34 protein-coding genes are annotated in these 22,547 nt (G+C 38.8%); all 34 read left to right on the top strand.

The window, feature by feature from the left end:
- Positions 1 to 44 precede the first annotated feature (44 nt).
- Complete coding sequence (locus ACQRBN_RS10855) at positions 45 to 818, top strand: ZIP family metal transporter (RefSeq protein ID WP_427739007.1); 774 nt, start codon at positions 45 to 47, stop codon at positions 816 to 818.
- A 100-nt stretch (positions 819 to 918) separates the two neighbouring features.
- Positions 919 to 1,557 carry a LemA family protein gene (locus ACQRBN_RS10850; protein WP_427739006.1) on the top strand — a complete coding sequence of 213 codons (639 nt, stop codon included), beginning with the start codon at positions 919 to 921 and terminating at the stop codon, positions 1,555 to 1,557.
- A gap of 64 nt (positions 1,558 to 1,621) precedes the next feature.
- Entirely contained in the window at positions 1,622 to 2,407 is a 786-nt protein-coding gene (locus tag ACQRBN_RS10845) for a DUF975 family protein (RefSeq protein ID WP_427739005.1), read from the top strand.
- A 67-nt stretch (positions 2,408 to 2,474) separates the two neighbouring features.
- Positions 2,475 to 2,687 carry a FeoA domain-containing protein gene (locus ACQRBN_RS10840; protein ID WP_427739004.1) on the top strand — a complete coding sequence of 71 codons (213 nt, stop codon included), beginning with the start codon at positions 2,475 to 2,477 and terminating at the stop codon, positions 2,685 to 2,687.
- Positions 2,688 to 2,890: 203 nt separating this feature from the next.
- Positions 2,891 to 3,358 carry a hypothetical protein gene (locus ACQRBN_RS10835; protein ID WP_427739003.1) on the top strand — a complete coding sequence of 156 codons (468 nt, stop codon included), beginning with the start codon at positions 2,891 to 2,893 and terminating at the stop codon, positions 3,356 to 3,358.
- Complete coding sequence (locus ACQRBN_RS10830; RefSeq protein WP_427739002.1) at positions 3,355 to 3,522, top strand: hypothetical protein; 168 nt, start codon at positions 3,355 to 3,357, stop codon at positions 3,520 to 3,522. Before ACQRBN_RS10835 ends, ACQRBN_RS10830 begins: the two co-directional genes overlap by 4 nt.
- A gap of 59 nt (positions 3,523 to 3,581) precedes the next feature.
- Positions 3,582 to 4,061, top strand: a complete 480-nt coding sequence (gene rlmH / locus ACQRBN_RS10825; RefSeq protein WP_427739001.1) for a 23S rRNA (pseudouridine(1915)-N(3))-methyltransferase RlmH — start codon at positions 3,582 to 3,584, stop codon at positions 4,059 to 4,061.
- A gap of 74 nt (positions 4,062 to 4,135) precedes the next feature.
- Positions 4,136 to 4,492, top strand: a complete 357-nt coding sequence (locus ACQRBN_RS10820) for an N-acetyltransferase family protein (protein ID WP_427739044.1) — start codon at positions 4,136 to 4,138, stop codon at positions 4,490 to 4,492.
- A gap of 258 nt (positions 4,493 to 4,750) precedes the next feature.
- Positions 4,751 to 5,026, top strand: coding sequence for a DUF7724 family protein (locus tag ACQRBN_RS10815; RefSeq protein WP_427739000.1), 276 nt, complete (start codon positions 4,751 to 4,753; stop codon positions 5,024 to 5,026).
- On the top strand, positions 5,019 to 5,258 hold the full coding sequence (locus ACQRBN_RS10810) for a DUF7723 family protein (RefSeq protein WP_427738999.1): 240 nt from the start codon (positions 5,019 to 5,021) through the stop codon (positions 5,256 to 5,258). Before ACQRBN_RS10815 ends, ACQRBN_RS10810 begins: the two co-directional genes overlap by 8 nt.
- On the top strand, positions 5,242 to 5,523 hold the full coding sequence (locus ACQRBN_RS10805) for a DUF4160 domain-containing protein (RefSeq protein ID WP_427738998.1): 282 nt from the start codon (positions 5,242 to 5,244) through the stop codon (positions 5,521 to 5,523). The genes ACQRBN_RS10810 and ACQRBN_RS10805 overlap by 17 nt, the downstream gene beginning before the upstream one ends.
- A 171-nt stretch (positions 5,524 to 5,694) precedes the next feature.
- A complete protein-coding gene (locus tag ACQRBN_RS10800; RefSeq protein ID WP_427738997.1) occupies positions 5,695 to 6,381 on the top strand; it encodes a M24 family metallopeptidase in 687 nt (228 codons plus the stop codon).
- Between the two features lie 112 nt (positions 6,382 to 6,493).
- On the top strand, positions 6,494 to 6,712 hold the full coding sequence (locus ACQRBN_RS10795) for a DUF3791 domain-containing protein (RefSeq protein WP_427738996.1): 219 nt from the start codon (positions 6,494 to 6,496) through the stop codon (positions 6,710 to 6,712).
- Entirely contained in the window at positions 6,709 to 7,188 is a 480-nt protein-coding gene (locus tag ACQRBN_RS10790) for a DUF3990 domain-containing protein (protein ID WP_427738995.1), read from the top strand. The genes ACQRBN_RS10795 and ACQRBN_RS10790 overlap by 4 nt, the downstream gene beginning before the upstream one ends.
- A 3-nt stretch (positions 7,189 to 7,191) precedes the next feature.
- Positions 7,192 to 7,437: a hypothetical protein gene (locus tag ACQRBN_RS10785; RefSeq protein WP_427738994.1), complete on the top strand. Its 246-nt coding sequence runs from the start codon at positions 7,192 to 7,194 to the stop codon at positions 7,435 to 7,437.
- A gap of 172 nt (positions 7,438 to 7,609) precedes the next feature.
- The gene (locus ACQRBN_RS10780) at positions 7,610 to 7,978 is read left to right on the top strand and encodes a nucleotidyltransferase domain-containing protein (protein ID WP_427738993.1); all 369 of its coding nucleotides are present in this window, start codon (positions 7,610 to 7,612) and stop codon (positions 7,976 to 7,978) included.
- Complete coding sequence (locus ACQRBN_RS10775; RefSeq protein ID WP_427738992.1) at positions 7,975 to 8,280, top strand: HEPN domain-containing protein; 306 nt, start codon at positions 7,975 to 7,977, stop codon at positions 8,278 to 8,280. The genes ACQRBN_RS10780 and ACQRBN_RS10775 overlap by 4 nt, the downstream gene beginning before the upstream one ends.
- A complete protein-coding gene (locus ACQRBN_RS10770) occupies positions 8,225 to 8,617 on the top strand; it encodes a hypothetical protein (RefSeq protein ID WP_427738991.1) in 393 nt (130 codons plus the stop codon). Before ACQRBN_RS10775 ends, ACQRBN_RS10770 begins: the two co-directional genes overlap by 56 nt.
- Before the next feature lie 153 nt (positions 8,618 to 8,770).
- Entirely contained in the window at positions 8,771 to 9,862 is a 1,092-nt protein-coding gene (locus tag ACQRBN_RS10765; protein ID WP_427738990.1) for a helix-turn-helix domain-containing protein, read from the top strand.
- 119 nt (positions 9,863 to 9,981) lie between these two features.
- Positions 9,982 to 11,088, top strand: coding sequence for a transglutaminase-like domain-containing protein (locus tag ACQRBN_RS10760; protein WP_427738989.1), 1,107 nt, complete (start codon positions 9,982 to 9,984; stop codon positions 11,086 to 11,088).
- Between the two features lie 287 nt (positions 11,089 to 11,375).
- Complete coding sequence (locus ACQRBN_RS10755) at positions 11,376 to 12,467, top strand: glycerol dehydrogenase (protein WP_427738988.1); 1,092 nt, start codon at positions 11,376 to 11,378, stop codon at positions 12,465 to 12,467.
- A gap of 297 nt (positions 12,468 to 12,764) precedes the next feature.
- Positions 12,765 to 13,235, top strand: coding sequence for a hypothetical protein (locus tag ACQRBN_RS10750; protein ID WP_427738987.1), 471 nt, complete (start codon positions 12,765 to 12,767; stop codon positions 13,233 to 13,235).
- Positions 13,204 to 14,484: a polyhydroxyalkanoate depolymerase gene (locus tag ACQRBN_RS10745; protein WP_427738986.1), complete on the top strand. Its 1,281-nt coding sequence runs from the start codon at positions 13,204 to 13,206 to the stop codon at positions 14,482 to 14,484. Before ACQRBN_RS10750 ends, ACQRBN_RS10745 begins: the two co-directional genes overlap by 32 nt.
- The gene (locus ACQRBN_RS10740; RefSeq protein WP_427738985.1) at positions 14,474 to 14,881 is read left to right on the top strand and encodes a PH domain-containing protein; all 408 of its coding nucleotides are present in this window, start codon (positions 14,474 to 14,476) and stop codon (positions 14,879 to 14,881) included. Before ACQRBN_RS10745 ends, ACQRBN_RS10740 begins: the two co-directional genes overlap by 11 nt.
- A gap of 187 nt (positions 14,882 to 15,068) precedes the next feature.
- Positions 15,069 to 16,367 (top strand): DUF2812 domain-containing protein, encoded by a 1,299-nt coding sequence (locus ACQRBN_RS10735; protein WP_427738984.1) that lies wholly within the window; start codon positions 15,069 to 15,071, stop codon positions 16,365 to 16,367.
- Positions 16,368 to 16,423: 56 nt separating this feature from the next.
- Positions 16,424 to 16,729 carry a PadR family transcriptional regulator gene (locus tag ACQRBN_RS10730; RefSeq protein WP_427738983.1) on the top strand — a complete coding sequence of 102 codons (306 nt, stop codon included), beginning with the start codon at positions 16,424 to 16,426 and terminating at the stop codon, positions 16,727 to 16,729.
- A 120-nt stretch (positions 16,730 to 16,849) separates the two neighbouring features.
- On the top strand, positions 16,850 to 18,490 hold the full coding sequence (locus tag ACQRBN_RS10725; protein ID WP_427738982.1) for a beta-N-acetylhexosaminidase: 1,641 nt from the start codon (positions 16,850 to 16,852) through the stop codon (positions 18,488 to 18,490).
- Between the two features lie 64 nt (positions 18,491 to 18,554).
- A complete protein-coding gene (locus ACQRBN_RS10720; RefSeq protein ID WP_427739043.1) occupies positions 18,555 to 18,770 on the top strand; it encodes a pentapeptide repeat-containing protein in 216 nt (71 codons plus the stop codon).
- 101 nt (positions 18,771 to 18,871) lie between these two features.
- Positions 18,872 to 19,258 (top strand): VOC family protein, encoded by a 387-nt coding sequence (locus ACQRBN_RS10715; protein WP_427738981.1) that lies wholly within the window; start codon positions 18,872 to 18,874, stop codon positions 19,256 to 19,258.
- A gap of 79 nt (positions 19,259 to 19,337) precedes the next feature.
- A complete protein-coding gene (locus tag ACQRBN_RS10710) occupies positions 19,338 to 19,937 on the top strand; it encodes a DUF3267 domain-containing protein (protein WP_427738979.1) in 600 nt (199 codons plus the stop codon).
- 65 nt (positions 19,938 to 20,002) lie between these two features.
- The gene (gene lepB / locus ACQRBN_RS10705) at positions 20,003 to 20,314 is read left to right on the top strand and encodes a signal peptidase I (RefSeq protein ID WP_427739041.1); all 312 of its coding nucleotides are present in this window, start codon (positions 20,003 to 20,005) and stop codon (positions 20,312 to 20,314) included.
- A gap of 29 nt (positions 20,315 to 20,343) precedes the next feature.
- Positions 20,344 to 20,829 (top strand): N-acetyltransferase family protein, encoded by a 486-nt coding sequence (locus ACQRBN_RS10700; RefSeq protein WP_427738977.1) that lies wholly within the window; start codon positions 20,344 to 20,346, stop codon positions 20,827 to 20,829.
- 18 nt (positions 20,830 to 20,847) lie between these two features.
- Positions 20,848 to 21,384: a flavodoxin family protein gene (locus ACQRBN_RS10695; RefSeq protein WP_427738976.1), complete on the top strand. Its 537-nt coding sequence runs from the start codon at positions 20,848 to 20,850 to the stop codon at positions 21,382 to 21,384.
- A 195-nt stretch (positions 21,385 to 21,579) separates the two neighbouring features.
- Positions 21,580 to 22,542 carry an alpha/beta hydrolase gene (locus ACQRBN_RS10690; RefSeq protein ID WP_427739040.1) on the top strand — a complete coding sequence of 321 codons (963 nt, stop codon included), beginning with the start codon at positions 21,580 to 21,582 and terminating at the stop codon, positions 22,540 to 22,542.
- Positions 22,543 to 22,547: the final 5 nt, after the last annotated feature.

Below are 22,547 nucleotides of genomic sequence, written 5' to 3'. Positions count from 1 at the left end.
TGATATGATGGTGGCAAATGTTTAGATGAAATGAGGGATTATTTATGACGATTTTTCTGGGACTTATCATTCCCTTTATTGGAACTACAGCAGGCGCTGCCTGCGTTTTATTTATGAGAAACGAATTGAAGCCATTGATTCAGAAAGCATTGCTTGGATTCGCTGCCGGAGTTATGGTTGCGGCGTCCGTATGGTCATTGCTGATTCCGGCTATGGATATGTCGGAGCATATGGGAAAGTTCGCCTTTATTCCGGCGGCGGTTGGTTTTCTCCTGGGAATCGGTTTCTTATTGCTTCTTGATAAGACTATTCCACATATGCATATTGGTTCAGACGAGACGGAGGGTGTCAAATGCTCATTGAAGAAATCCACGATGCTGGTCCTGGCTGTTACGATCCACAATATACCGGAGGGAATATCAAGTGGTGCAGTTTTTGCCGGGCTTCTGACGAATAATGCGAATGTGACGTTAGCAGGAGCATTTACCCTCGCTATTGGCATTGCTATTCAGAACTTACCGGAGGGATTCATTGTATCTCTTCCAATTCGAAGTGAACGAGGAAGAGGAAAAGCATTCTTCTATGGGATGATGTCCGGAATCGTAGAGCCGATTGCAGGAGGAATCACGGTGCTTCTGGCAGCATATATTACGCCAGTCTTGCCGTACCTGCTTGCTTTTGCGGCAGGAGCCATGATCTATGTAGTGGTGGAGGAACTGGTACCGGAATCCGCAGAAGGCGAGCACAGCAATATTGGAACGATAGGATTCGCTATAGGATTCGTTTTGATGATGATTCTGGATGTTGCACTGGGATAGATGTATATTTGCGAAATGTGTCAAAAAGTAGTAAAACACTTCTAATTTATGACAGGATTCGCTATAATATAAGAAATGACCACGAGAAGGGGGCGAGAGGATGTCATTTTTACAGAAACAGCATATTATAGTAAAACTAATTTTGTTTCTGATTGCTGTATTTATCATTGGGTCTATTCTTTCGATTATCTTAGGATTGATTGTAGCACCTGCGGAAAATGAAGTTATACCGGACTGGGTATTCTCGCTCAGTTTTATACTTTCATTTATATTTGCTTCAGTAATGTTCATCGGAAGTGAGCATAATGCATTGCATAAACTGCGGGCTAAAGCAGAAGCGATAGGAAATGACGAAAAATCTATTCATTATCATGCAGATAATCTTTTACTCCAATTGAATCTTCTTCTGGATAAACACATTGGTCATGAAGCAGATATCTATCTGCATACAGGCGTGGAGAAGACCAAAGATACTATGAAAAAGGTAGGTTCAAGCCGCACATTGGAAGAAGTTAAACATAGCATCAGACAGTATCCACATTTGAGCACAGATGATCATATGATGAAATTATTCTCGGAGACAATACGGTGTTATGAGAACCTGCTGCAATGCAAATTGGCATACAACAAAACAGCGACGGAATATAATGCCGGAATCAATAGTTTTCCTGCAAAAATATTCAGAAAGATGTGGAAATTCGAACCACTGCCGTATTTCAATGATTTATATGAAAAGTAATATAAATAATATGAATCAGTAATATAGTAATGGGTAACAATTATTTTTGTGAGGAGGAGAAGATATGTGGAACAGGACGGAATTAAAAGATAGGGCAAAGATAGCATTTAAACGGAATTACTGGAGATGTGTGCTGATTTCTTTTATTTTGTTGCTTTTTACGGGAGGAACAGTTAACAGCGCAAGATCTACTGATCGTACAGATGATATTGTATCTGATTACGTAGATGATGATTATTTTGACAATGATTTTGATATTGATACGGATATGGGGATTACGGAACACATTACCTCCGTTTTCCGTGGCGGGAATGTAGCCTCCTGGATGGTTGGTAGTATTGCGGCAATTATTCTGAGCGGAATTATGATTGCAATCCTCCTTCTTAGTATCTTCGTGTTCCAACCGCTGGAGGTTGGCGGATGCCGTTTCTTCATTGAGAACGCATATGAGATGCCAGGGGCTGAAAAGATATTCTTCGCTTTTAAGAGTGGACATTATGGAAAGGTGGTTCTCACTTTATTCCTTAGAGGATTATATATCTTCTTGTGGACTCTGTTACTGGTTATTCCAGGAGTTATCAAATCATACGAATACAGGATGATTCCTTATCTGCTGGCAGATTGCCCGGAAATGAGCCGGGAAGATGCATTCAGAATCAGTAAAGAGATGATGCAGGGACAGAAGATGGAAGCATTCATTCTCGATCTGTCCTTTATCGGATGGCATCTGCTTTCAGCGGTTACCTGCGGTATCTTGGAGATCTTCTATGTGGCTCCATATGTGAATGCAACGAATGCCGAATTATTCCTGACACTGAGAGAACAATATTTCCATAGACAGAATCCATAACATTGCCATTGACTAACCGCCTCCTTGAATCTTACAATAGAAAAAAGGTTATCAGAGGAGGTGCCTTATGCAAGCATTAACAGAAGCAATGCAGGGAGAGATTTATACAATTAAGTGGCTATTTGGCGTACCAGAGGTTTTGAATTTCATGGCTGACTGTCAGATTAAAGAAGGAAGTGTGATTCAAGTTATGAAAAAATACAGAGACTGTCTGATAATCTCAGCGGGAGAAAGAAGGATTGCACTCAGCAGGGAAGTGGCGGATCGGATAAAAGTATAAGAAATCAATAGAGCGGGACACGGGAATGAATTTTCGTGTCTCGCTTTTATCATACACAAAATCAAACTTGCCATGCTTTTTCTGTACAGAGAGATGAATTTCGCGTATAATGAAACAAGAGCGATTCATTGAGTATTTGTAAGATGGCAAAACAATGGAATGAAAGTAATGAGGCAGATTATGTTTGGATGGGAGATTTTAGCATGAGAAAAAAGATATATACGGCAGACGAAGAGATGAGGGGCGTACCGGAACTGGTGATTTTTGCTGCTGTGTGGTATTTCACTTTGATTCAGAATATTTTGGCTGGTGGATTTCATTCTAGTCTGCTTATCTTCCTGGTAGGAGGAATCTTTGTTCCGGTGCAGGCAGTAAGAACTGTACAAAAGGCTCTCTATTATCGTAAATTCCATGCGCAGTGCATGAGAGATAGTTATCCGATGCAGGGAAGGATTGTAAATATCACAAGAGAATATTATTATGAATACGATGCTAAGAATCGAAGCAGACGCACGACCTGTTATTTCTTAATTATTGAGATTGTTAATCCGGATATGGGGATTGTACAGACTGTAAAAAGTGAGGCATATAGAATTCCAATCTACAAATCAAATATCTGGGATCTCCATATGTTCAGGTATATACAGACCAAACGGGATGGAAGTACGTGATTGATGGATTTCAACTCAAAAGTAGCCGTCATGATCCTGATATACCATTGGAAAATTCCAATGTATATCTGAAAGATTTTAATCAGCCTTCTGTATTATTCAGAGCAATTTTTGTTATTGTTTTGATTCTGATGCTGCTTCAGGCATCTGGAATCCTGCGTTAGCATAGTGGGTGTTAACTATAAGAAAATCATTCGTTGATGAAAGGGAATGTGTTTGATATATGAAAATTACGATTGTTACGGTAGGAAAGATTAAAGAAAAATATTTAAAAGATGCAATTACAGAATATACAAAAAGACTGAGCAAATACTGTAAATTGGAGATTGTAGAAGTGGCAGATGAGAAGACGCCGGATCATGCAAGCGAGACGGTGGAAGAACAGATTCGGGCGAAAGAAGGCGAGAGGATTCTGAGATACCTGAAAGACGATGCGTATATTATTACTCTGGAGATAAATGGGAAGCAACTGTCATCGGAGCAGTTGGCAGATAAGATAGAGACTCTGGGGGTGCAAGGGACTGGTCATATCATCTTTGTTATCGGAGGCTCTATTGGGCTTGGGAAAGAAGTGATGAAGAGGTCTGATTTCGCACTGAGTTTTTCAAAGATGACATTTCCGCATCAGTTGATGAGGGTGATATTGTTAGAGCAGGTATATCGGAGTTACCGGATTATGAATGGGGAACCATATCATAAGTAACGGAGGTTTTTATTTATTGAGAATATATAAATCAATAGAATCGGAGTATTTTGGAGGAATACGTTATGTAAGGCATTATAATTAGAGAAGCGTTAGCCAAAGATGCTGAGAAAATGATAGAATATTTAAAAATTGTTGGTGGGGAAACTGAAAATCTTACATTTGGAGAAACTGGATTACCTGTCACAGTTGAACAAGAAGAGAAATTTCTTGAAAATGTTCATGATGACAAAACATCTGTACATTTGATTGCCTGTAAAAATGGTGAGATTATTGGAGATGGTGGTCTGACTGGACTACCGCGAAGAATGTGTCATCGTGCAGAATTGGGAATTAGTGTACGGAAAAATTATTGGAATTGTGGTATTGGCAGTAAGATTATGGAAGAACTAATTGAATATGCAAAAGAAAATGGGATTGATGTTTCTTGACTTGCGGTAGTCAAAAAATTGAAGAGTATGATAAAATAATAAAAAGGGAATTTTGTTTCCGTTTTCGATTTAAATTATAATAATTTTTTAGGGGAAAATAAGTAAAGAATTAATTATAATAATAGAAAGACACAAATAGATATTTTTTATTTGAAACACGGATAAAGCTTATTTCAGTTATGTTTTGTAATTGCAAGAGTTTATAATATTGATGGCTTTTAAGTTTTATCTCAAATTTGTAAAGGAGATGAATTTAAAATGAAGAGGAATCAAGCAGTCTTAAGTAATAAAGGAGATTTCACGAGTTTCACATATGATAATCATGTGATTAGATTCCGAACATCTCCACGTTTAGAAAGATATACGAAAGTGAAAGAATGGGATAATGGATACTTGGTCGTGATGGCAAAATATAGTAATAACGAAGATGATATAGAAGAATATATTGATCTTATTCCAATTCTTCAAAACTTATATTTCGATACGGAAAGTTTTTTACATTCAATAGAAGGAGTGAGTATACAATATGATTAACATTTTAAATATCGCAGATGATGCGGATGTAATTATAAATGGATATGCATTTAAACGCAAAGAAAATGGTGTGTCAGTATTAAATTTAAATAATCCGAACAAGGCCTCTTTTCTTTCTTATTCCGGAGAAATTTTGGAAACAAGTATGGATGATATTGAATTGAGTATCGTGCAGGATTACTTTCAACGTGGGTTAAAATATATGGAGGTGCAGGATGCCGAAGTATTATGAATTTAAAGTGTGCGGTTACTATTTATATTTCACCTCTCATTGTATCATCGAATGTATGCATGTTCATGCGAGTGATCGGAAATTAACAGAAGCAGGATCGGCAAAATTCTTTGTGAAAAATGATGGAGATTCCGTTCTCCAAAATAAAGGAATTTTAAATGATCGTGAAGTTAGAATTATTCAATCTTTTATAAAGGAAAATTATAAAGAGATGTATTTGAAATGGTCGAGTTTAAGTGAAAAAGGATTTTATGGAGAAAACTAGGTAATAATATTAAGTTTAATTTCGAATTTGTAAACCTCATTTGCATATGTTATGGAGAACCATATCACAAATAAATGAGGTTTTTTATTATTAAGAATATGATGCAAAGGTATAACTATGGTATAATTACTTACGGTAAGTCAAAAAATTGAGTGTATGCGGAGGTTATATATGCAATATCAAGAAGTACAGAAAATAGCAAAAGATACTATTAAATTTGCAAGGAATCATATTCACTCAGGGATGTCGCTTCTTGAGATAAGAGAAATGTGTGAGCGTAAAATGCTGGAACTTGGAGCGGATTCCTTTTGGTATTGGGATATAGGTGCTTTTGTATTTGCAGGAGATGAAACTAATGTTTCAATTTCCGGCACACAATACAAAACCAGTGACAGAGTTATTGGAAATAATGATATTATTACTATAGATTTAAGCCCACAGAACGTTGATATATGGGGAGATTATGCAAGAACTCTTGTTGTTGAAAACGGAAAAGTGGTAGAAAATGAAAATATAGCAAACGATGAATGGAAAAGAGGAATACTAACCGAAAAAATTCTTCACGAAGAAATGTGTAGATTTGTAACAGCACAGACAACATTTGAAGAGTTGTATTATTATATGAATCGGGTTATCGAGAATAATGGCTATATGAATCTTGACTTTATGGGGAATCTGGGACATTCAATAGTAAAGAAAAAAGATGATAGAATTTATATTGAAAAGGGGAATAAGACCCATTTGGGAGAGGTCGCATTTTTTACATTTGAACCTCATATAAGTACTACCGGTTCAAAGTATGGGTATAAGCGAGAAAATATATATTACTTTGAATCTGGTAAAGTGGTTGAATTATAGGAGATAATATTTCGCAACAATTTTGTTTTAATAGATTTAGAAAATTAATAATTTTGAATATAGGAATTATATTATAATGTTTATAAAGATAATCTAAAAGGATTGATAATTTATGTGTACAAAAAAAGAGTTGAAATTTAGTGTTTTTCTTATTTACAATCTGGCAGAGAAATGGGAAAAAACGCCATCTCAAGTGTATAATATCTTAAATCGAACACGCATTTTAGACGATTATATATTTGTATGCTATGATACATTGCATACTTTGGGCACAGAATATTTAGTGGAAGACATAACTGAATTTGTAAAGGAAAAGGGAGTTGCTGTATGATTTTATATCATGGAACTACTAAAAGAATAAATCATCCGAATGTGTCATTTTCTAAAAATTTTTTAGATTTCGGGAAGGGCTTTTATCTTACATCATATCAAAAGCAAGCAGAAAAATGGGCTTTGCGAAAAGGACTTCGACAGCAATCAGATGCAATTGTAAATGTCTATGAATTATCTGATGATTTGGGAGAATATAGAGTTTTGCGATTTAATGAAGAAAATGAAAAGTGGTTAGATTTTGTATGTGCATGCCGCAGAGGTGAAACGATATATCAAACATATGATATCATAATCGGTGCAGTTGCGAATGACGATGTGTTTAAAACGGTTGATATGTATTTTCGAGGGTTGTGGGATAAAGAAAAGGCTTTACAGGAGTTGCGCTATTATAAGATGAATAATCAGATATGCATTGTAAATCAAAATGTTTTAGATGAGAAATTGATATATCAGAAATCATATAAGGTGGAATAAGTTATGACAAACAAGAAGAACTTGGACATTTTCTACAAACAAAATCTGGAAGAATCAATGATTCAGTATTTAGCAGAGATAAAAGGGATAAAATTGCGGCAGGCAATGGATATCTATTATCATAGCAGATTGGCAGAGCAAATTGAACAAGGGAAATATGGTATAGAAAATATGGACTATAAATATCTTGTACAAGATTTGATTGAAAATGAGCCACATCTATTTGATGAAGTGGAAAATGATAGATAATAAAACCTCACTTATATCTGTTATGGAGAACCATATCATAAGTAAATGAGGTTTTAGATCAAACTTAGAATAACAAATCATAAAATCTCAGTTTTGAGAATGTGATTGTTTCAAGTGTGATTTATGGATATAATATCATTAAGAAATTCAAATAAATTATGAGGGATTTGTTTTGCAGGAAAATATAAAAATATATAAAGAGAATTATGAAAATCTGCCATGCAGATTTGTTGAAAAAATTGAACACGATGTACAATATATATTGAATGCTGATATTCCTGATCTGAAAAAAATATATCTTTTCGGGAGTTGTGCGCGTGGAGAGGTGCGAAGCAGCAGCGATGTTGATCTTTTGCTACTTACGGCACATAAGATAAATGACAGGGTACTTGCGGCAGACATTCGTTGGACATTGGATGAACCAATCAAAGGAATTCGAACGGATATTGTCTTCCAAAATGAAGAATCTGAAAAAACGAAGAATGTTTTTGAAAATGTAGTCAATCGTGATAAAAAAGTAATTTTGGAGGTGATTAGATGATAAAAAATACATATTTAGATATTGCGGAAAATGATTTACAGTATCTGGAATCCATACTGAAGATAAAAAGTACATTTTATAATCAACTTGCAGTACAATGCCAGCAGGTTGCAGAAAAGTTCCTGAAAGGATATCTGGATAAAATTTGGGTTGATGAAGATGTGTCTGATTTGTTGAGAAAACACAATATGAAAAAAATTGCCTCAAGGTTAAATGAAATAAAACCAGGATTAGATTTAGATACAATTGGTTTGGAGCGGCATTATCCGTGTCTACTTCACTTCTTCTCAGATTGGAATTAAGTGGAGAGTAATTGGAATCGTCTGTGGATGGATTCCGGTCGTGCATTTGGCTGTCCTTATTAAGATCATTCACCTGGCATCTGCGGAATGGCGTTTTGAAAGATTCCCTTTGAATTTTTCGCATTATCTGGTAGAATATTTTGACGGGCCAAATGATGGGCTTGTGGCAGAGACTTCGTTTCCGTGGGGAGCGGATTATACCTTTCTTACAACAACAGGGGACAGAGGGATTTCTCATGGAGATATGATTGACCTGAACAGAGAAAATATTCAGGATTTTGATGTGCGGGAATATTTTGTAACGCTGGTACATCAATTGAAAGAGAAAGGATACTAAAATAACGAGTAAGATGAACTTCTATTTAAAAACCAACTATATCGTATCAGATATTATCATTTTCAATGAATGATTACAGAACAATTCTTTATATTTCCTGAGTGTTGGTAGTATAATTGTGAGCAAGAACATAAGAATGTTAGGAGAAAAACTTTGGATAAGAAGTGGAGAGTTGCTTTTCTCTGTAGAAAGAACACATGCCGAAGTCAGATCGCAGAGGCGCTTGGGAAGATGTTTGCATCAGATGTCATGGAATGTTATTCGGCAGGTATAGAAGAAAGTGAAAATATAAAGGATTGTGCGCTTCGGATGATGAAAATAACACATGGAATAGATCTGATAGAAAAAGGACAAAGACCTAAGCCGATATCCGCATTACCAAAAGTTGATATTATTGTATACATGGGATGCAACGTGGAATGTGTACATATTCCGTGCGAGATTGAATTTGAATGGGGGATTTCAGATCCTTGCAATAAATCCGATGAAGAATTCAAAAACATAATTAAAGAGATTGAAAATAATATACTGAAGCTACGCAAAGATATCATAAGCGGTCAGATCAATGTCTGGCAAAAAGACAAGATAGCCGTTGATTTTGCTTCCGTGTTTCCTTTCTGGGAGTCTCTAACTGACAATCAGAAAAAACGGATTTCTGATGGATGGAGGATGGAATTAATTAGCAAGGACCGCCAGATCTATCGGTATTCTGATGGCTGTAAAGGACTGATGATCATTCGGAAAGGATGTTTACGGGTATATATTATTTCTGATGAAGGGCGTGATGTAACATTATACCGTCTGTTCCCTGGAGATATCTGTGTGTTTTCAGCTGCCTGCCTGATACAAGAGATTGATTTTGATGTTTTAATTGAGGCAACGGAAGATACAGAATCTGTGACGATTCCTGCAGCAGATTTGAAACAGATTATGCAAGAGAATCTTTTGCTGGAGAATTTCATATATAAGAAGACTGCGGAGCGATTCTCAGATGTTATGTGGATCATACAGCAGATACTGTTTAAAAAGATAGATCAGAGAATTGCACAATATCTCTGGGATGGAATGTTGCGTCAAAAATCAACTGTAATCTCTGTAACGCATGATAATATTGCCAGAGATATTGGAAGTGTACGAGAGATTGTAACAAAGGTTTTGAAGCAAATGGCAAAAGACCAGATTATCAAAAGCGGATATGGGAAGATTGAGATTTTGGACAAAGATAGACTATTTAAAATGATCTGAATGTTTGCGAGGTAAAAAAGTGATAGGTTGCAATAAATGTAACATTATCACTTTTTTAAATTGGAAAAAATGATATGCTTTGAAAATAATAGATATTATATGCCGAAAGGAGACTAGTTATGAAAAAAAGAATAATTGCAGCGTTATTATGCATTGGGATGATCACGACCTTAGTTGTTGGCTGTGGCAACAACTCAAGCAGCGATTCAGACGACAGTGATTCCTCCAAAACAGCTGACGATGCCTCTGAGGAGACGCCAGAGCCGGAGGAGGAGACAGCCAAAGGCGCTATCCAGAGCGGAACCGTTACTTTCAACATCGATATGTCCCAGTATGAGAAGGGCAAGACAGTACGCGTGTGGGTACCAGTCGCTCAGACGAATGACTATCAGACAATTGAAGATGTAGAATTTGATGCAAATGGCGTGGATGCAGAGATTAATGAGGATGCCCTTGGCAATCAGATGCTGTATGTGGAATGGGACGCTGATGCAGAGCCGGAAAGCCGTACAGCAAGCCTGTCTTTCCATGTGGTAAGACCAGAGATCTTACGTCCTGAGTTAGTGGAAGAGGGCACCGTAGACGCTGATTTGGATGAGTATCTTAAAGCTTCCAGCACAATTCCGGTAGATGGAGAAGTCAAAGAACTGGCAGATGAGATCACGAAAGATGAGACAACTTATCTTGGCAAAGCCAGAGCAATCTATGATTGGATTATCGCGAATATGAACCGTGACGAAAGTGTGGTAGGATGTGGTAAAGGCGATGTATGCGTGTTACTGGAAACAAAGGGCGGAAAATGTACTGACATTAATTCTGTTTTTGTTGGATTATGCCGTTCAACTGGTATCCCTGCTCGCGAGATGTTCGGCGTGCGTATCAATGATGCTGATATTACAGGGAATCAGCATTGTTGGGCAGAATTCTATCTGCCTGGCACCGGATGGGTTGCAGCAGATCCTGCGGATGTTCTGAAAGCGGTATTAAAGAATGAGTGGGATAAGGAATCTGATGAAGCCAAAGAGATGCAGGAATACTATTGGGGCAATTGTGACGAGAAAAGAGTAGAACTTTCAAGAGGTCGTGATATTACATTATCTCCTGAACAGAGCGCAGAAGCGTTGAATAATTTTGGATATCCATACGCTGAAGTAGATGGAGAAGCAGTGGATTATTATTCACCAGATACTTTCGTATATTCCATTTCATTTGCAGAAGACAATTAGAACACATGTTAGCAGAATATTGCTAAACAACGATTAGCATGTTAGAAAGGGGTTGTTACTTAGTAGCAGCTCCTTTTGCAGCGTGTAATAACAGGGAGGAATCCATGATGAAAAAGATGCTTTCAATCATGAAGAACCATATCTAAATGAGGTGAGCAGATTAAAAAAATAACAAAAAGCCCTGTCGAAATTCCTGCATTTTTATGAAGTATTCATCTTGAATTACAACTTGCAAGTATTATAATGAGATTGTCAAATAATTAACACTGCGAATGGAGGAATCAATTATGGCAAGGCTTAGAATGATGCGTGCACCACAGAAATATGTTCAAGGAAAGGATTCTCTTTTGAAATTCCACGAAGAGATGAAGGAATTAGGCGATAAGTGGCTGTTCATCTGTTCCAGAAGTGGACATAAGATGTGTCATGATAAGATTGAGATGAGTTTTGAAGGGACAGAGGATGTCCGTCTCTATGAAGTGTTCGGTGGAATCTCCAGTACCGGCGAGATTGAGAAGATGAGAAAAATCGTAAGAGAAAACGGACTGAATGTTGTCGTTGGTGTCGGAGGCGGTTCTGCAATTGATACGGCTAAGGCAACCGCTTATTATGAGAAACTTCCGGTTGTAATTATTCCGACAGTCGTTGCAACAGATGCGCCGTGTACAGGACTTTCCGTTATCTATAATGATGATGAGACATTTAACAATTATCTGTTCTATCCAAAGAATCCAGAAGCAGTCATCGTGGACAGTGATATTATAGCAAAAGCACCCGTGAAATTCTTAGTAGCAGGTATGGGAGATGCGCTTGGAACGTATTTTGAAGCAAGGGCATGCGAAAGAACGGATGCACCGAGCCTGGAATTCGGCGGTATCACAAGATCAGCCATGGCACTGTGCAGACTCTGTTATGAGACCTTAAAGGAATATGGTGCAGCGGCAAAACATGCATGCGAACATAATGTAGTGACCCCTGCTTTAGATGCGATTATTGAGGCGAATGTGTACTTATCAGGAGTGGGTGCAGACAATGGCGGGCTTGCAGTAGCACATTCTTTCTATAATGGTTTGACTGCTTTAGGAGGACATAGTGCTCCGCATGGTAACTGTGTTGCATTCGGTACTTTGGTACAACTCGTATTAGAAGGAGTTTCCAAGGAAGAATTTAAGGAAGTACAGGATTTCTGTATGGAAGTTGGTCTGCCGGTGACACTGGAAGAGATTGGTGTGACTACAGATGAAGAGATTAAGGTTATCGCAGAGAAATCTTGTGTAGAAGGTGAATCTATTCATAATATGGTCGCAGATGTGACGCCGGATCAATTGTATGCTGCGATTGTTGCTGCAGATGCACTTGGCAAAGCGGCGAAGATGTAATTGAATTTGGATTTTTAGGATATCGTACATAAAAGATGTCATAATTGCTTGTTGATTGGCAATTATGGCATCTTTTTAAACAACAGACGTAACCTCAGCCATTAATCTTTTTGGAGATGCTGAAGTTAAGATTGTTTATTGAAAAGATTACGGATATAATAGCAGTATGAAGCAGAAGTTAAATGAATCTAAGTCTTTGTTACAACAACAGGAGACATGGTACATCAACTGAAAGAAAAAGGATATTAAGTATTTCATGGAGATTTTGAAGAGATTAGAAAATGGGGGATATAGATTATGCCGATGGAAACTAATCAAGTTTATATAGAAAAGTATAGTTTGGATTCTGAACAGGAGTTAAGGAAAGCCCAGGCAGAACTTCAGATTGCTGTATGGATGAACATAATTTCCAGCACAGAATTTTCCGCTGTGGAAGAGCGAAGGGTACAAAAGAACGAAACAATAAAAAAGGATTTGGCTGAAGGCAAGATCGTATATGGAGTCCGCTATTATACACCTGTAATGTATCTCCAATATGAATTGACCCGATTTAAACTGGATTTTACGACATACCAGGGAAAAAATATTGGACCATATCCACTGTGTCAGATTACAGAAGAAGAGAAAAGAACATTCTATGACGAGAATCGTGATCTTTTTACCCGGTATTTTGGGGATTCTTTTGGATATGAAGAAGTTCGCATGATTATTGAAAAGAGACTGAAAGAAAAGGAGTATGAAAAAATTGTCCAGGACATATTACGTTAGTTCATTAAATGGAAATGATAGGAATGATGGAACCAGAGACTGCCCTTTGCAGACTCTTGCAACAGTCAGAAATATATCCCTGCAGCCGGGAGATAAGGTGCTTCTGGAACGCGGATCAGTGTTTCTCGGTCAATATCTGCATCTTTCTGCACAGGGAACGAAAGACGAGCCAATTGTGATAGGTGCATATGGGGATGGAGACTCTCCGGTTATTCATGGAGAAGGTCAAGGAATCTGGTACCAGGATTATGGAACAGAACTGGATGCGCCTACCCATACAAAGGAAGGATATGTATCATCTACGGTACTGCTTTATGATGCTGCTTATATAACGATTCAGGATCTGGTAATTACCAATCGAGGAAATATGATAGGGGAGGAGTATTCAGCATCCCATAAGATGAACCGTACAGGGGTAGCCATTGTTGCAAAAAATGGTGGCACTTTACGGGAGATTCACCTTAAGAATCTTGTGATACGGGATGTCAATGGCAATGTCTATGACAAGCATATGAATAACGGCGGAATCTATTTTACCTGTCTGAAACCGGATGATGAGGAGAAGACAGGCGTTGCCCGGTATGAAGGTGCAAGTGTGACGGGATGCTTTGTTAAGAGAGTCAGCCGCTGGGGAATTGCGGTGGGATATACTTATAAGTGCAGGGAGTTCATGTCAGTAGAACTGCCGGAGGATTTGTATCATATCTATGGGCATAGGGACATTCGAATTGCGGACAATTATGTGAAGGAAGCTGGCGGTGACAGTATTACGGTTATGTATGCGTTGCGTCCGGTGATAGAACATAATACGGCAGATTCTTCTGCAGGAGAGATGAATGACAGGATTTACCGTTTCCCCGAGAATCGGATGGGAAAAGTGGCGGCGGCTATCTGGCCGTGGAAATGCAAGGATGCACTGCTTCAGTATAATGAGGCGGTGGATACCAGGCTTAATCAGGATGGAATGGCATGGGATGCGGATTCCGGAGACGGGACGCTATACCAGTATAATTATAGCCGGATGAATGAAGGTGGATGCGTGATGTTCTGCCTGGAGGAAGCGGTACATAATACGTTTCGCCATAATGTCAGTTATGACGATCTTGGCGGGACGATCAGCCCTTCCATGAACCCGGATGCGTATATCCATCATAATGTATTTTACCGGAGAGCGGGAGTACCGTTTGTACGGGAGAATATGGATGGAGGAAACTATATAGAGGAGGATAATGAATTTTATGACATTTAAAGGAAAAATAGATAAATGGTGGTATGTGGTTACTGCGCTTTTGAATGGGTTAACTTTTGGAACAATCGTATATGTTGATTTGTCCAGGATATGGATCTATATCATAGGACTGATTGTTGTGGATCTGTATTTTGTTCCGGTTTTATTCAGGAATGAAGTCATTGTTGATAAGAAACAGATCGTCGTGCAGTTTGGACTTTTGAAAAAGACAATTCCTACACGGGATATTGTTGCTGTGCGGAAGACTAAGGGCTATGCGGCATCTTTTGCGGCGTCTTCTGACAGAGTCGGGATTGAAGCGCGCAGGATGAGCCTCGTGTTCGTGTCGGTGGAGGACAATGGCGAATTGATTCGAGAATTGATGCAAGTCAATAAAGGAATTAAATATATGATATAGGAACGGTATGGGGAAGTATTCTTAAGGGATGCTTCTTTTTTTTGAACAGAAAATGAGGATACAAATTATTCTAATACTATCATTAAATTATTCTTATATAATTGACAATATCGAGTGTCGATAATATAATAAAGATAGAAATATCGATACTCGATAATACATGAACTCAAGAAGGAGGCTGACTTCTATGAAAGATAGAAAAAGAGAATTCAAGTACTTCAAATACCGAGAATGTGATACATTCGCAGAATATTTAACCCAGCAATCCGAAAATGGCTGGCATTTCAAAGAATGGAAGATGGGGCTGGTCTTTGAAAAAGGAATCCCCGAATCAATTCATTATAGCGTAGAAGTATTTCCAAAAGGAGCAGAGATGGATACAAGACCTGAATCTGATGCCAAAGAATATGCAGAATATTGTGAGGCGGCCGGCTGGAAGTTCATTGACAGTCATAGAAAGTTTTGTATCTTCCGTCGAGAAAGAGAAGACGCTGTACCAATTGTAACTTCAGAGGAGCGTTTTCTGAATATCAAAGAAGCGGAGTGGCACAGAGGGCTTAGTAATCTGTGTGGAACACTTTTGATTCCAGTGCCTTATTTGTATAAGTTTTTTGTGTCTGATTTTGCATCTTTGATTTTTAACGATATCATGTTGGTTATCTTGCTTATGATGTTACTGGCTGTTTTGAATGCGGGCATAAACTGCCTGAGAATCCTAGCCTGGTCTGTAAAGTCAAAATGGCAACTTCATTCTGGTGTAGTTCCAAGATATGGAATAAGAAAAAGCGGAATATTGTATTGGAGGTTATTGTATATATTGCTTCTTTCAATAGGCTATGTGCGGATGATATATCTGGTATATCATGAAGGATTTCAAAGTATCATGATGCCATGGGTTGTAATAGTAGGATTCGTTTTGTTAATGTATTATGTAGTAATTCCAATCCTGCGTCCTTCAAGAAGTGAGAACTGGCTGCTTCAGATAGGTATTGGCTTTATTGTAATGATTATGTTTGCTATTTTCTTTGTGATGATAGATGATTTAGGCGAAGATCAAGATTGGGAGCAGAATGTTCCATTGAAACTATCTGATTATACAGAGTCAACAGGAGAACCTGATTACGCAGATATCGGAAGACTGGATGGAATATTAGGGAAGTATTTATATTATTTTGCCGAATATATACAAGAAGAGGCTGTAACTCCAGAAGATTCGTCAAGAGATTTTGTCAGATATGAAATCTATCAGACAAAATATCCTTGGATATTGAAGAAAATTTGGCGTGAAAAAGCGAAAGAATTGACGATAGATAAGGCAAATGTAGATGAATGGAATGCAGTTTCGGTGTGCCAATCAACAGAGGAGTCTTATTCTGGTGTCAGATACAGCATTCTTTATGAAAATTCTGTACTCGTATTACAATCAGGCAAAAAACTGGATGAAGCGCAGATTCGTATTATCTGTGAGAAATTGAATTTGGAATAAATAAAGATATACGCTATATCTTTCTGCAAATGGTATGGAAAGAGAGGTGAATGGATATGGCGCGAGAGCAATTTCAGACATTAACGGAACCTATGTACTATATCCTGCTGGCTTTGACTGAAGAATGCTGTGGGGTAGATATTATGGAAAAGGTGGCAAAGATCTCTGCAGGACGCATCAAGGTAGGACCGGGGACACTATACGCCATGCTGTCTAAGTTCGAGGAAAATAAGGTGATCCGTCGGACAGCCGAGGAAGGACGAAGGAAGTCTTATATTATTACAGACCTGGGGATAAGCATGTTAGAGAGAGAATATGAGCGCCTGAAGACGATGGTTGAAGACGGCAGACGGTATTTTTGAATTTGTGGCATGTCAGTGGTGTGCTGTTATGCTTTTTCTGTACAATAGATAAAGTTTCGGGTATAATATGTGATACATTATAGAAGCGGTTGTCTAACATTAAAAAGGAGAGATGAGACAATGGATAAAATGAATTTGATTCCAAGAATTAATGGAAAAATGACTAAAACGAAAGATGGATGTGAGGTGCAGTTTCCTATCAGGTATAAAGGTGAGTGCAGTTTCGCGAATCAATTCGATATAGAGCCGGTTAGAGAGGAAGAGACAGGTATTTACTTAGAATTCAAAAGAGAAGACAGCATTGCTGATGAAGGATATATATTAGAGATTCATCCGAATAAACTGGTGATAAAGTCAAGTACCGAAGCCGGAAAATACTACGGCATGCAGACATTAACCGCTATCATCGAAGAGGAAAACGGTCACTTAAGTTGTGGAACAATTGAAGATGTGCCAAGATATGGATACAGAGGATTCATGATAGATGTAAGCCGTCATTTCTTCTCCGTGGAAGAGATGAAAAAGATCATTAACCAGTGTGCAAAATACAAATTAAATAAATTCCACTGGCATCTTAGTGACGACCAGGGATTCCGAATCGAGAGCAAAAAATTCCCCGAACTGAATCAGACAGGCTCTATGCGAAGAGAAGAGGATGGCACAATTACCAGAGGCTTCTACACACAGGAAGAAATTAAGGACATCGTTCGTTATGCGACAGAAAGACAGATCGAGACGATCCCTGAAATTGATATGCCAGGACACACTTCCGCAATCATCGCTGCTTATCCGGAACTTTCCTGTTCAGGCAAAGTAACAGAGGTAAAGAATAAAGGCGGCATCTATACCCAGATTCTATGTGCAGGAAATGAGAAGACGATGCAGTTTATCTATGAATTGCTGGATGAGACTTTGCCTTTATTCCCGGGAAGATATTTCCACATCGGAGGGGATGAAGCACCGAAGACGGAATGGAAGACCTGTGAGTACTGCCAGGATCTGATCCGCCGCGAACAACTGGAGGGCGAAGAAGAACTTCAGGCTTACTTTACCAAGAAACTGGCGGATTATCTGGAGAAAAAGGGAAAGACAGCAATCGGATGGAATGATATTCTGGCATCTGGCAAGGCGGAAAGGATGATTGCACAATATTGGAATGAGCCAGGACAAGGATATTCATATGCAGAAGTCCAGAAAGGACAGAAGTTTATCTTCTCGAATTCTGATGCATGTTATATGGATTATCCACATTGTATGGTTACCTTGAAAGGAATCTATTCTTTTGAACCGAATATTCAGGGACACGCGGATATTCCAGCCAATCAGATCCTTGGGCTTGAAGCACCGGTATGGACAGAGTACATTGAGACAGAAGAAAGTCTGGAAAACCATATCTTCCCACGACTTCAGGCACTTGCAGAGAATGCATGGAGCAGCGAGAAAGATTATGAAGATTTCCTGCGGAGAGTGAAAATAGAAGAGAAGAATCTTGCGAAGGCAGGGATTGTGTGTACACCTGTGGAAGAAGCAAGTGCCTGCGGCGAAGTTGGAATGCAGGGAATCAGAGCGTGGATCGATAATTGGGTGAATCAGACGCTGGCTGGTGGGGTGGAACTGCCGCCGGAGATTATTAAGGAGAATATTGAATCAAGCGCGCATATGATAGAGTCTTGTATGAAGTATGCTTATACGGAAGAAGAGATAGAGGAAGTAATTCAGTATCTTAGAGAGAAGTTAACATCCAAGATGCAGCAATTGTAATAGATTACAAACATATAGGATGAATAAAACCATATGAAACTACTAACACCACTATTACCAACAGATTCAGGGAAAGATATTCTATAATCTGATATGTGAAGAGGAGGATTTCTCACACGTCATCTTCTCAGGCGTAAAATTCGTGAACTGCCGTTTTTGGAATTGTTCTTTTGAACGGGCAGAATTCACAGATGCTATATTTCAGTCCTGTGATATATCCGGGTGTAACTTCAGAGACAGTTATATCAGCCGTTTTCGAAAAGGCTTGGAATTATTATAAAAGATTAAAAGGTGTATGAGGAATATGATTATCAATTGTCAGCCATCCATTGCTATGGTAAAATATCCCTAGATTAAAACCGTAATATAAGGAGGCAAAAAATGAAAGAATTAGCAATCGGTATCCAGCACATTGGAATCCCAACCAACGACATTGCAGCCACAATTGAGTTCTACCACGCAATAGGATTTGAGACCGCTTATGAGACGGTCAATGAAGAGGCAAATGAAAAAGTCGCCTTTTTAAAACTTCATAATCTGGTCATTGAAACCTATGAGAATAAATGTGCAAAGATGGAATATGGCGCAATTGATCACGTTGCAATTGATGTAACGGATGTAGAAAAAGTCTATGAAAAGGTCTGTGCAATGGGATTGAACACGCTGCAGGATGAGATACATTTTCTCCCGTTCTGGGACAATGGAGTAAGATTCTTCACCATTGAAGGACCGAACAAGGAACGTGTAGAGTTCAGCCAGTTTTTATAAAATGAAGATTACATAATTAAAAAGAGGACTGGTAATATTAATCAGATGACAAGATCAGGAATGTTTGGGGAGGTTCATCATGCCATATATTGTTTTCAAGGGGATTACCCGGTCGGATGATCCGATATTCGACATTGTAAATCCGCTGCCAAAAGACAGTAAGAGACTGGACATTCCTGATAATTTTATGATAAGTTCTCTACTTTTTGCAATTCCATTTGCGCTTCTGTGTTTTCTTGCGATGATATGGAAGACATATATGAATTCGTATTTCCCGTTCAATAAGTTTATCATCCCGTTAGGAATTATCCTGGGATTCCTCTGCACCTTTATCCATGAATTCCTGCATGCATTGCCTTATCCGAAAGATCAGGCTGCATATATTGGTTTCATACCGAAAGGCTTGATATTCTATATGAAATGTGCCGCACCACTTAGAAGAAACCGTTTTATCCTGATGAGTCTGCTGCCAGTCATATTAGGGATGATACCATTGGCAATATTTCTCATATTCCCTGCAAGATGGACTACCTTGAATACGATTATGTGGATTATGGCAGTCATGGGACTGATATCACCCGCTCCTGATTATATGAATGTATATTATGTATTGAAAGACGTTCCGGCAGATGCTTCTATACAAGATGGGGAGAATGGGTTATACTGGTACCAGGATTAATATATTGCAGCCGCAACTTCAGCATCTACTTAAGGAGGACTTAGGCCATTGGACAAGAATGAAAAATCACACACAGACCAACAAAACAACTGGAAGAATATGAGGATACCATCCATCCGGGGGAGCAGATACAGATTATAGATGGAGATGTATATGTGAATGGTATTTTGCTGGCGGGAGATGAGGATTACATAAAGGAACGTCCACAGGGAAGTTTTGGTCCTTATAATGTGCCGAAAGATTCTTACTTTGTTATGGGGGATAATCGGAATAATTCACTAGATTCAAGGTACTGGGAGAATCATTTTGTAAGCAGCGAGGAGATTATAGGGAAAGCAGTCTTTCAATATTATCCCCGAATAGGCAAGGTCGATTAAAGAAATAGTTTGAGGAGGAATATAATATCATGAAAGAGACTGAACTAACATTCCGCTATGCGGTGAAAGAGGATGTGCCGTTGATACTAGATTTCATTCACAAACTGGCTTCTTATGAGAAGGTGCCGGATGCTGTAGCCGCGACAAAAGAATTACTGGAAGAATGGATATTTGATAAACAGAGGGCGGAAGTTTTGTTTGCCATGGCTGATGGAAAAGAAGTTGGTTTTTCCTTCTTTTATCAGACTTTTCCGGCGTACCTGGGACATGGAGGAATCTATATTGATGACTTATATATTGATCCCATATATAGGGGCAAAGGTTATGGCAAGGTTCTGCTTCAGCAGATGGCAAAGATTGCGTTGGAAAGAGGCTGCCAGAGGTTAGAATGGTGCTACCTTAACTGGAATCAGTCGAGCATTAACTTTTATCTTTCGATGGGAGCAACGCCGCTAGACGAATGCACGTCTTATCGAGTGACGGGAGATGCACTTGTTAATATGTTGAAAAAATAATAGATAAAGAGGTGTGTTATGAAAATACTTGTATTATTGGGAAGCCCGCATAAGAACGGGACGACAGCCACATTGGCAGAAAGTTCCTGTGAAGGTGCAGGAGCAGCAGGACACAGCGTGGATAAAGTACATATTCCAAGGTTGAAAGTTGCACCATGTATGGGCTGTAATGCCTGTCAAAGCGCAAAGAAGACATGTGTGCTAAAAGACGATATGGAATTTCTGAAACCGAAGATATTAGAAGCGGATGCTGTCATATTCGTCTCTCCTTTATACTATTTCGGATTTACCGCACAGTTAAAAGCGGTAATCGATAGATTCTACAGTATCAACGGAGAACTTCGTTCCATACCGAAAAAAGCGGTTTTAGTGTCTGCGGGTGCAGATTGTGATGATTGGGCAATGGATGGTATCGTTGCCAATTATGAGACTATGTGCCGTTATCTGCATTGGGAAGATTGCGGGAAAGTGCTGGCATTTGGATGCGGAACAGCAGAAAGCCTCGAAAATACGCCGTATGCAGAAGAAGCGTATCGGTTGGGAAACACATTTTAGTATGCTGCACTGGTAGGTGATTTACATGAATAAAAGGATTGTTTCATTCGAATTTACTGAATGTGGCAATCCTTTTTATATCGGTAAAATGCGATAAGGCAAACGAGTTTTAAGTCTATCCTTATCGTACAGAATCCATTTTCATGAATAATATATAGAGAATGAATCTCATGATAAGGAGGATTCTGGATGAAGATAAAACGAGCAGTACTACTGGAGCAAGAAGCAGAAGTCGTCTGTAACGAAAGCGCCAATTGCCCAAGAATCTATCAATTGCCTCCCAGAGAAGGACGGGAAGTACTGGAAAGAATACAGGATACGCCGATCACATTATATTCAGCAAGGATAGAAAGACGGATGGTAAGTACCGGAATCTGGGGAACGATTCCGGTATATATGGTACAGCCGGACCAATACGAAGAGTATACGAATGTTATCTTGTATCTGCATGGAGCAGGGTGGGTATTCGGTAGTTTCCATACCCATGAGAAATTAGTTAGGGAACTCGCTTCGCGGACTGGATGCGTGGTTGTATTCCCGGAATACAGCCGGGCACCGGAAGCAAGATATCCAACCGCTCTTGAACAGTGTTACAATATTTTATGCCAGTTATCGGAATTGCTGAACGAACTTAATTACAAGATGATAAAAGATACACTGACAATAGCAGGAGACAGTGTGGGAGGGAATCTGGCAATTGCAGTATGTTTGCTTGCCATATGTAGGCAAGGCCCAAGGATAAGCAAGCAACTCTTATACTATCCGGTTACCAATGCCTGTTTCAATACAGGATCTTACTGTATCTTTGCCGAGAACTATTATCTGTATCGGGATGGAATGATATGGTTCTGGAATCAGTATCTGTCCTTTGTAAAAGAAGGACGAGAGATCACTGCATCACCTTTATGCGCCAGCATGGAGCAGCTAAAGCACATTCCGGAAACAATGATTCTGAATGGAGAAGCAGATGTATTGCGCGATGAGGGAGAAGCCTTTGCAGACAGATTAAGAAGAGCAGGCGTCCCTGTAACAGCTCTAAGATTCCGTGGAATTATTCATGATTTTGTCATGTTGAATGCACTGGATCAGACAAAAGCATGCAGGGCAGCAATGGATGTCTCGGTTGAATGGATCAGACGAAAGAATAATATTGTATAATAATA

This window comes from Bariatricus sp. SGI.154 (genome assembly GCF_050313795.1).
Classification (GTDB): Bacteria; Bacillota; Clostridia; order Lachnospirales; family Lachnospiraceae; genus CAMBRQ01.
This window is presented reverse-complemented; position numbering and strand designations above follow the sequence as displayed.

Coding starts and splice junctions, on each gene's coding strand:
- ACQRBN_RS10695 (WP_427738976.1), top strand. CDS start 20,848: ATGAAAATACTTGTATTATTGGGAAGCCCGCATAAGAACGGGACGACA.
- ACQRBN_RS10800 (WP_427738997.1), top strand. CDS start 5,695: ATGCAATATCAAGAAGTACAGAAAATAGCAAAAGATACTATTAAATTT.
- ACQRBN_RS10710 (WP_427738979.1), top strand. CDS start 19,338: ATGCCATATATTGTTTTCAAGGGGATTACCCGGTCGGATGATCCGATA.
- ACQRBN_RS10755 (WP_427738988.1), top strand. CDS start 11,376: ATGGCAAGGCTTAGAATGATGCGTGCACCACAGAAATATGTTCAAGGA.
- ACQRBN_RS10730 (WP_427738983.1), top strand. CDS start 16,424: ATGGCGCGAGAGCAATTTCAGACATTAACGGAACCTATGTACTATATC.
- ACQRBN_RS10715 (WP_427738981.1), top strand. CDS start 18,872: ATGAAAGAATTAGCAATCGGTATCCAGCACATTGGAATCCCAACCAAC.
- ACQRBN_RS10745 (WP_427738986.1), top strand. CDS start 13,204: ATGAAAAAATTGTCCAGGACATATTACGTTAGTTCATTAAATGGAAAT.
- ACQRBN_RS10725 (WP_427738982.1), top strand. CDS start 16,850: ATGGATAAAATGAATTTGATTCCAAGAATTAATGGAAAAATGACTAAA.
- ACQRBN_RS10775 (WP_427738992.1), top strand. CDS start 7,975: ATGATAAAAAATACATATTTAGATATTGCGGAAAATGATTTACAGTAT.
- ACQRBN_RS10795 (WP_427738996.1), top strand. CDS start 6,494: ATGTGTACAAAAAAAGAGTTGAAATTTAGTGTTTTTCTTATTTACAAT.
- ACQRBN_RS10835 (WP_427739003.1), top strand. CDS start 2,891: ATGAGAAAAAAGATATATACGGCAGACGAAGAGATGAGGGGCGTACCG.
- rlmH (WP_427739001.1), top strand. CDS start 3,582: ATGAAAATTACGATTGTTACGGTAGGAAAGATTAAAGAAAAATATTTA.
- ACQRBN_RS10750 (WP_427738987.1), top strand. CDS start 12,765: ATGCCGATGGAAACTAATCAAGTTTATATAGAAAAGTATAGTTTGGAT.
- ACQRBN_RS10735 (WP_427738984.1), top strand. CDS start 15,069: ATGAAAGATAGAAAAAGAGAATTCAAGTACTTCAAATACCGAGAATGT.
- ACQRBN_RS10845 (WP_427739005.1), top strand. CDS start 1,622: ATGTGGAACAGGACGGAATTAAAAGATAGGGCAAAGATAGCATTTAAA.
- ACQRBN_RS10855 (WP_427739007.1), top strand. CDS start 45: ATGACGATTTTTCTGGGACTTATCATTCCCTTTATTGGAACTACAGCA.
- ACQRBN_RS10790 (WP_427738995.1), top strand. CDS start 6,709: ATGATTTTATATCATGGAACTACTAAAAGAATAAATCATCCGAATGTG.
- ACQRBN_RS10810 (WP_427738999.1), top strand. CDS start 5,019: ATGATTAACATTTTAAATATCGCAGATGATGCGGATGTAATTATAAAT.
- ACQRBN_RS10805 (WP_427738998.1), top strand. CDS start 5,242: ATGCCGAAGTATTATGAATTTAAAGTGTGCGGTTACTATTTATATTTC.
- ACQRBN_RS10700 (WP_427738977.1), top strand. CDS start 20,344: ATGAAAGAGACTGAACTAACATTCCGCTATGCGGTGAAAGAGGATGTG.
- ACQRBN_RS10840 (WP_427739004.1), top strand. CDS start 2,475: ATGCAAGCATTAACAGAAGCAATGCAGGGAGAGATTTATACAATTAAG.
- ACQRBN_RS10760 (WP_427738989.1), top strand. CDS start 9,982: ATGAAAAAAAGAATAATTGCAGCGTTATTATGCATTGGGATGATCACG.
- ACQRBN_RS10740 (WP_427738985.1), top strand. CDS start 14,474: ATGACATTTAAAGGAAAAATAGATAAATGGTGGTATGTGGTTACTGCG.
- ACQRBN_RS10785 (WP_427738994.1), top strand. CDS start 7,192: ATGACAAACAAGAAGAACTTGGACATTTTCTACAAACAAAATCTGGAA.
- ACQRBN_RS10815 (WP_427739000.1), top strand. CDS start 4,751: ATGAAGAGGAATCAAGCAGTCTTAAGTAATAAAGGAGATTTCACGAGT.
- ACQRBN_RS10850 (WP_427739006.1), top strand. CDS start 919: ATGTCATTTTTACAGAAACAGCATATTATAGTAAAACTAATTTTGTTT.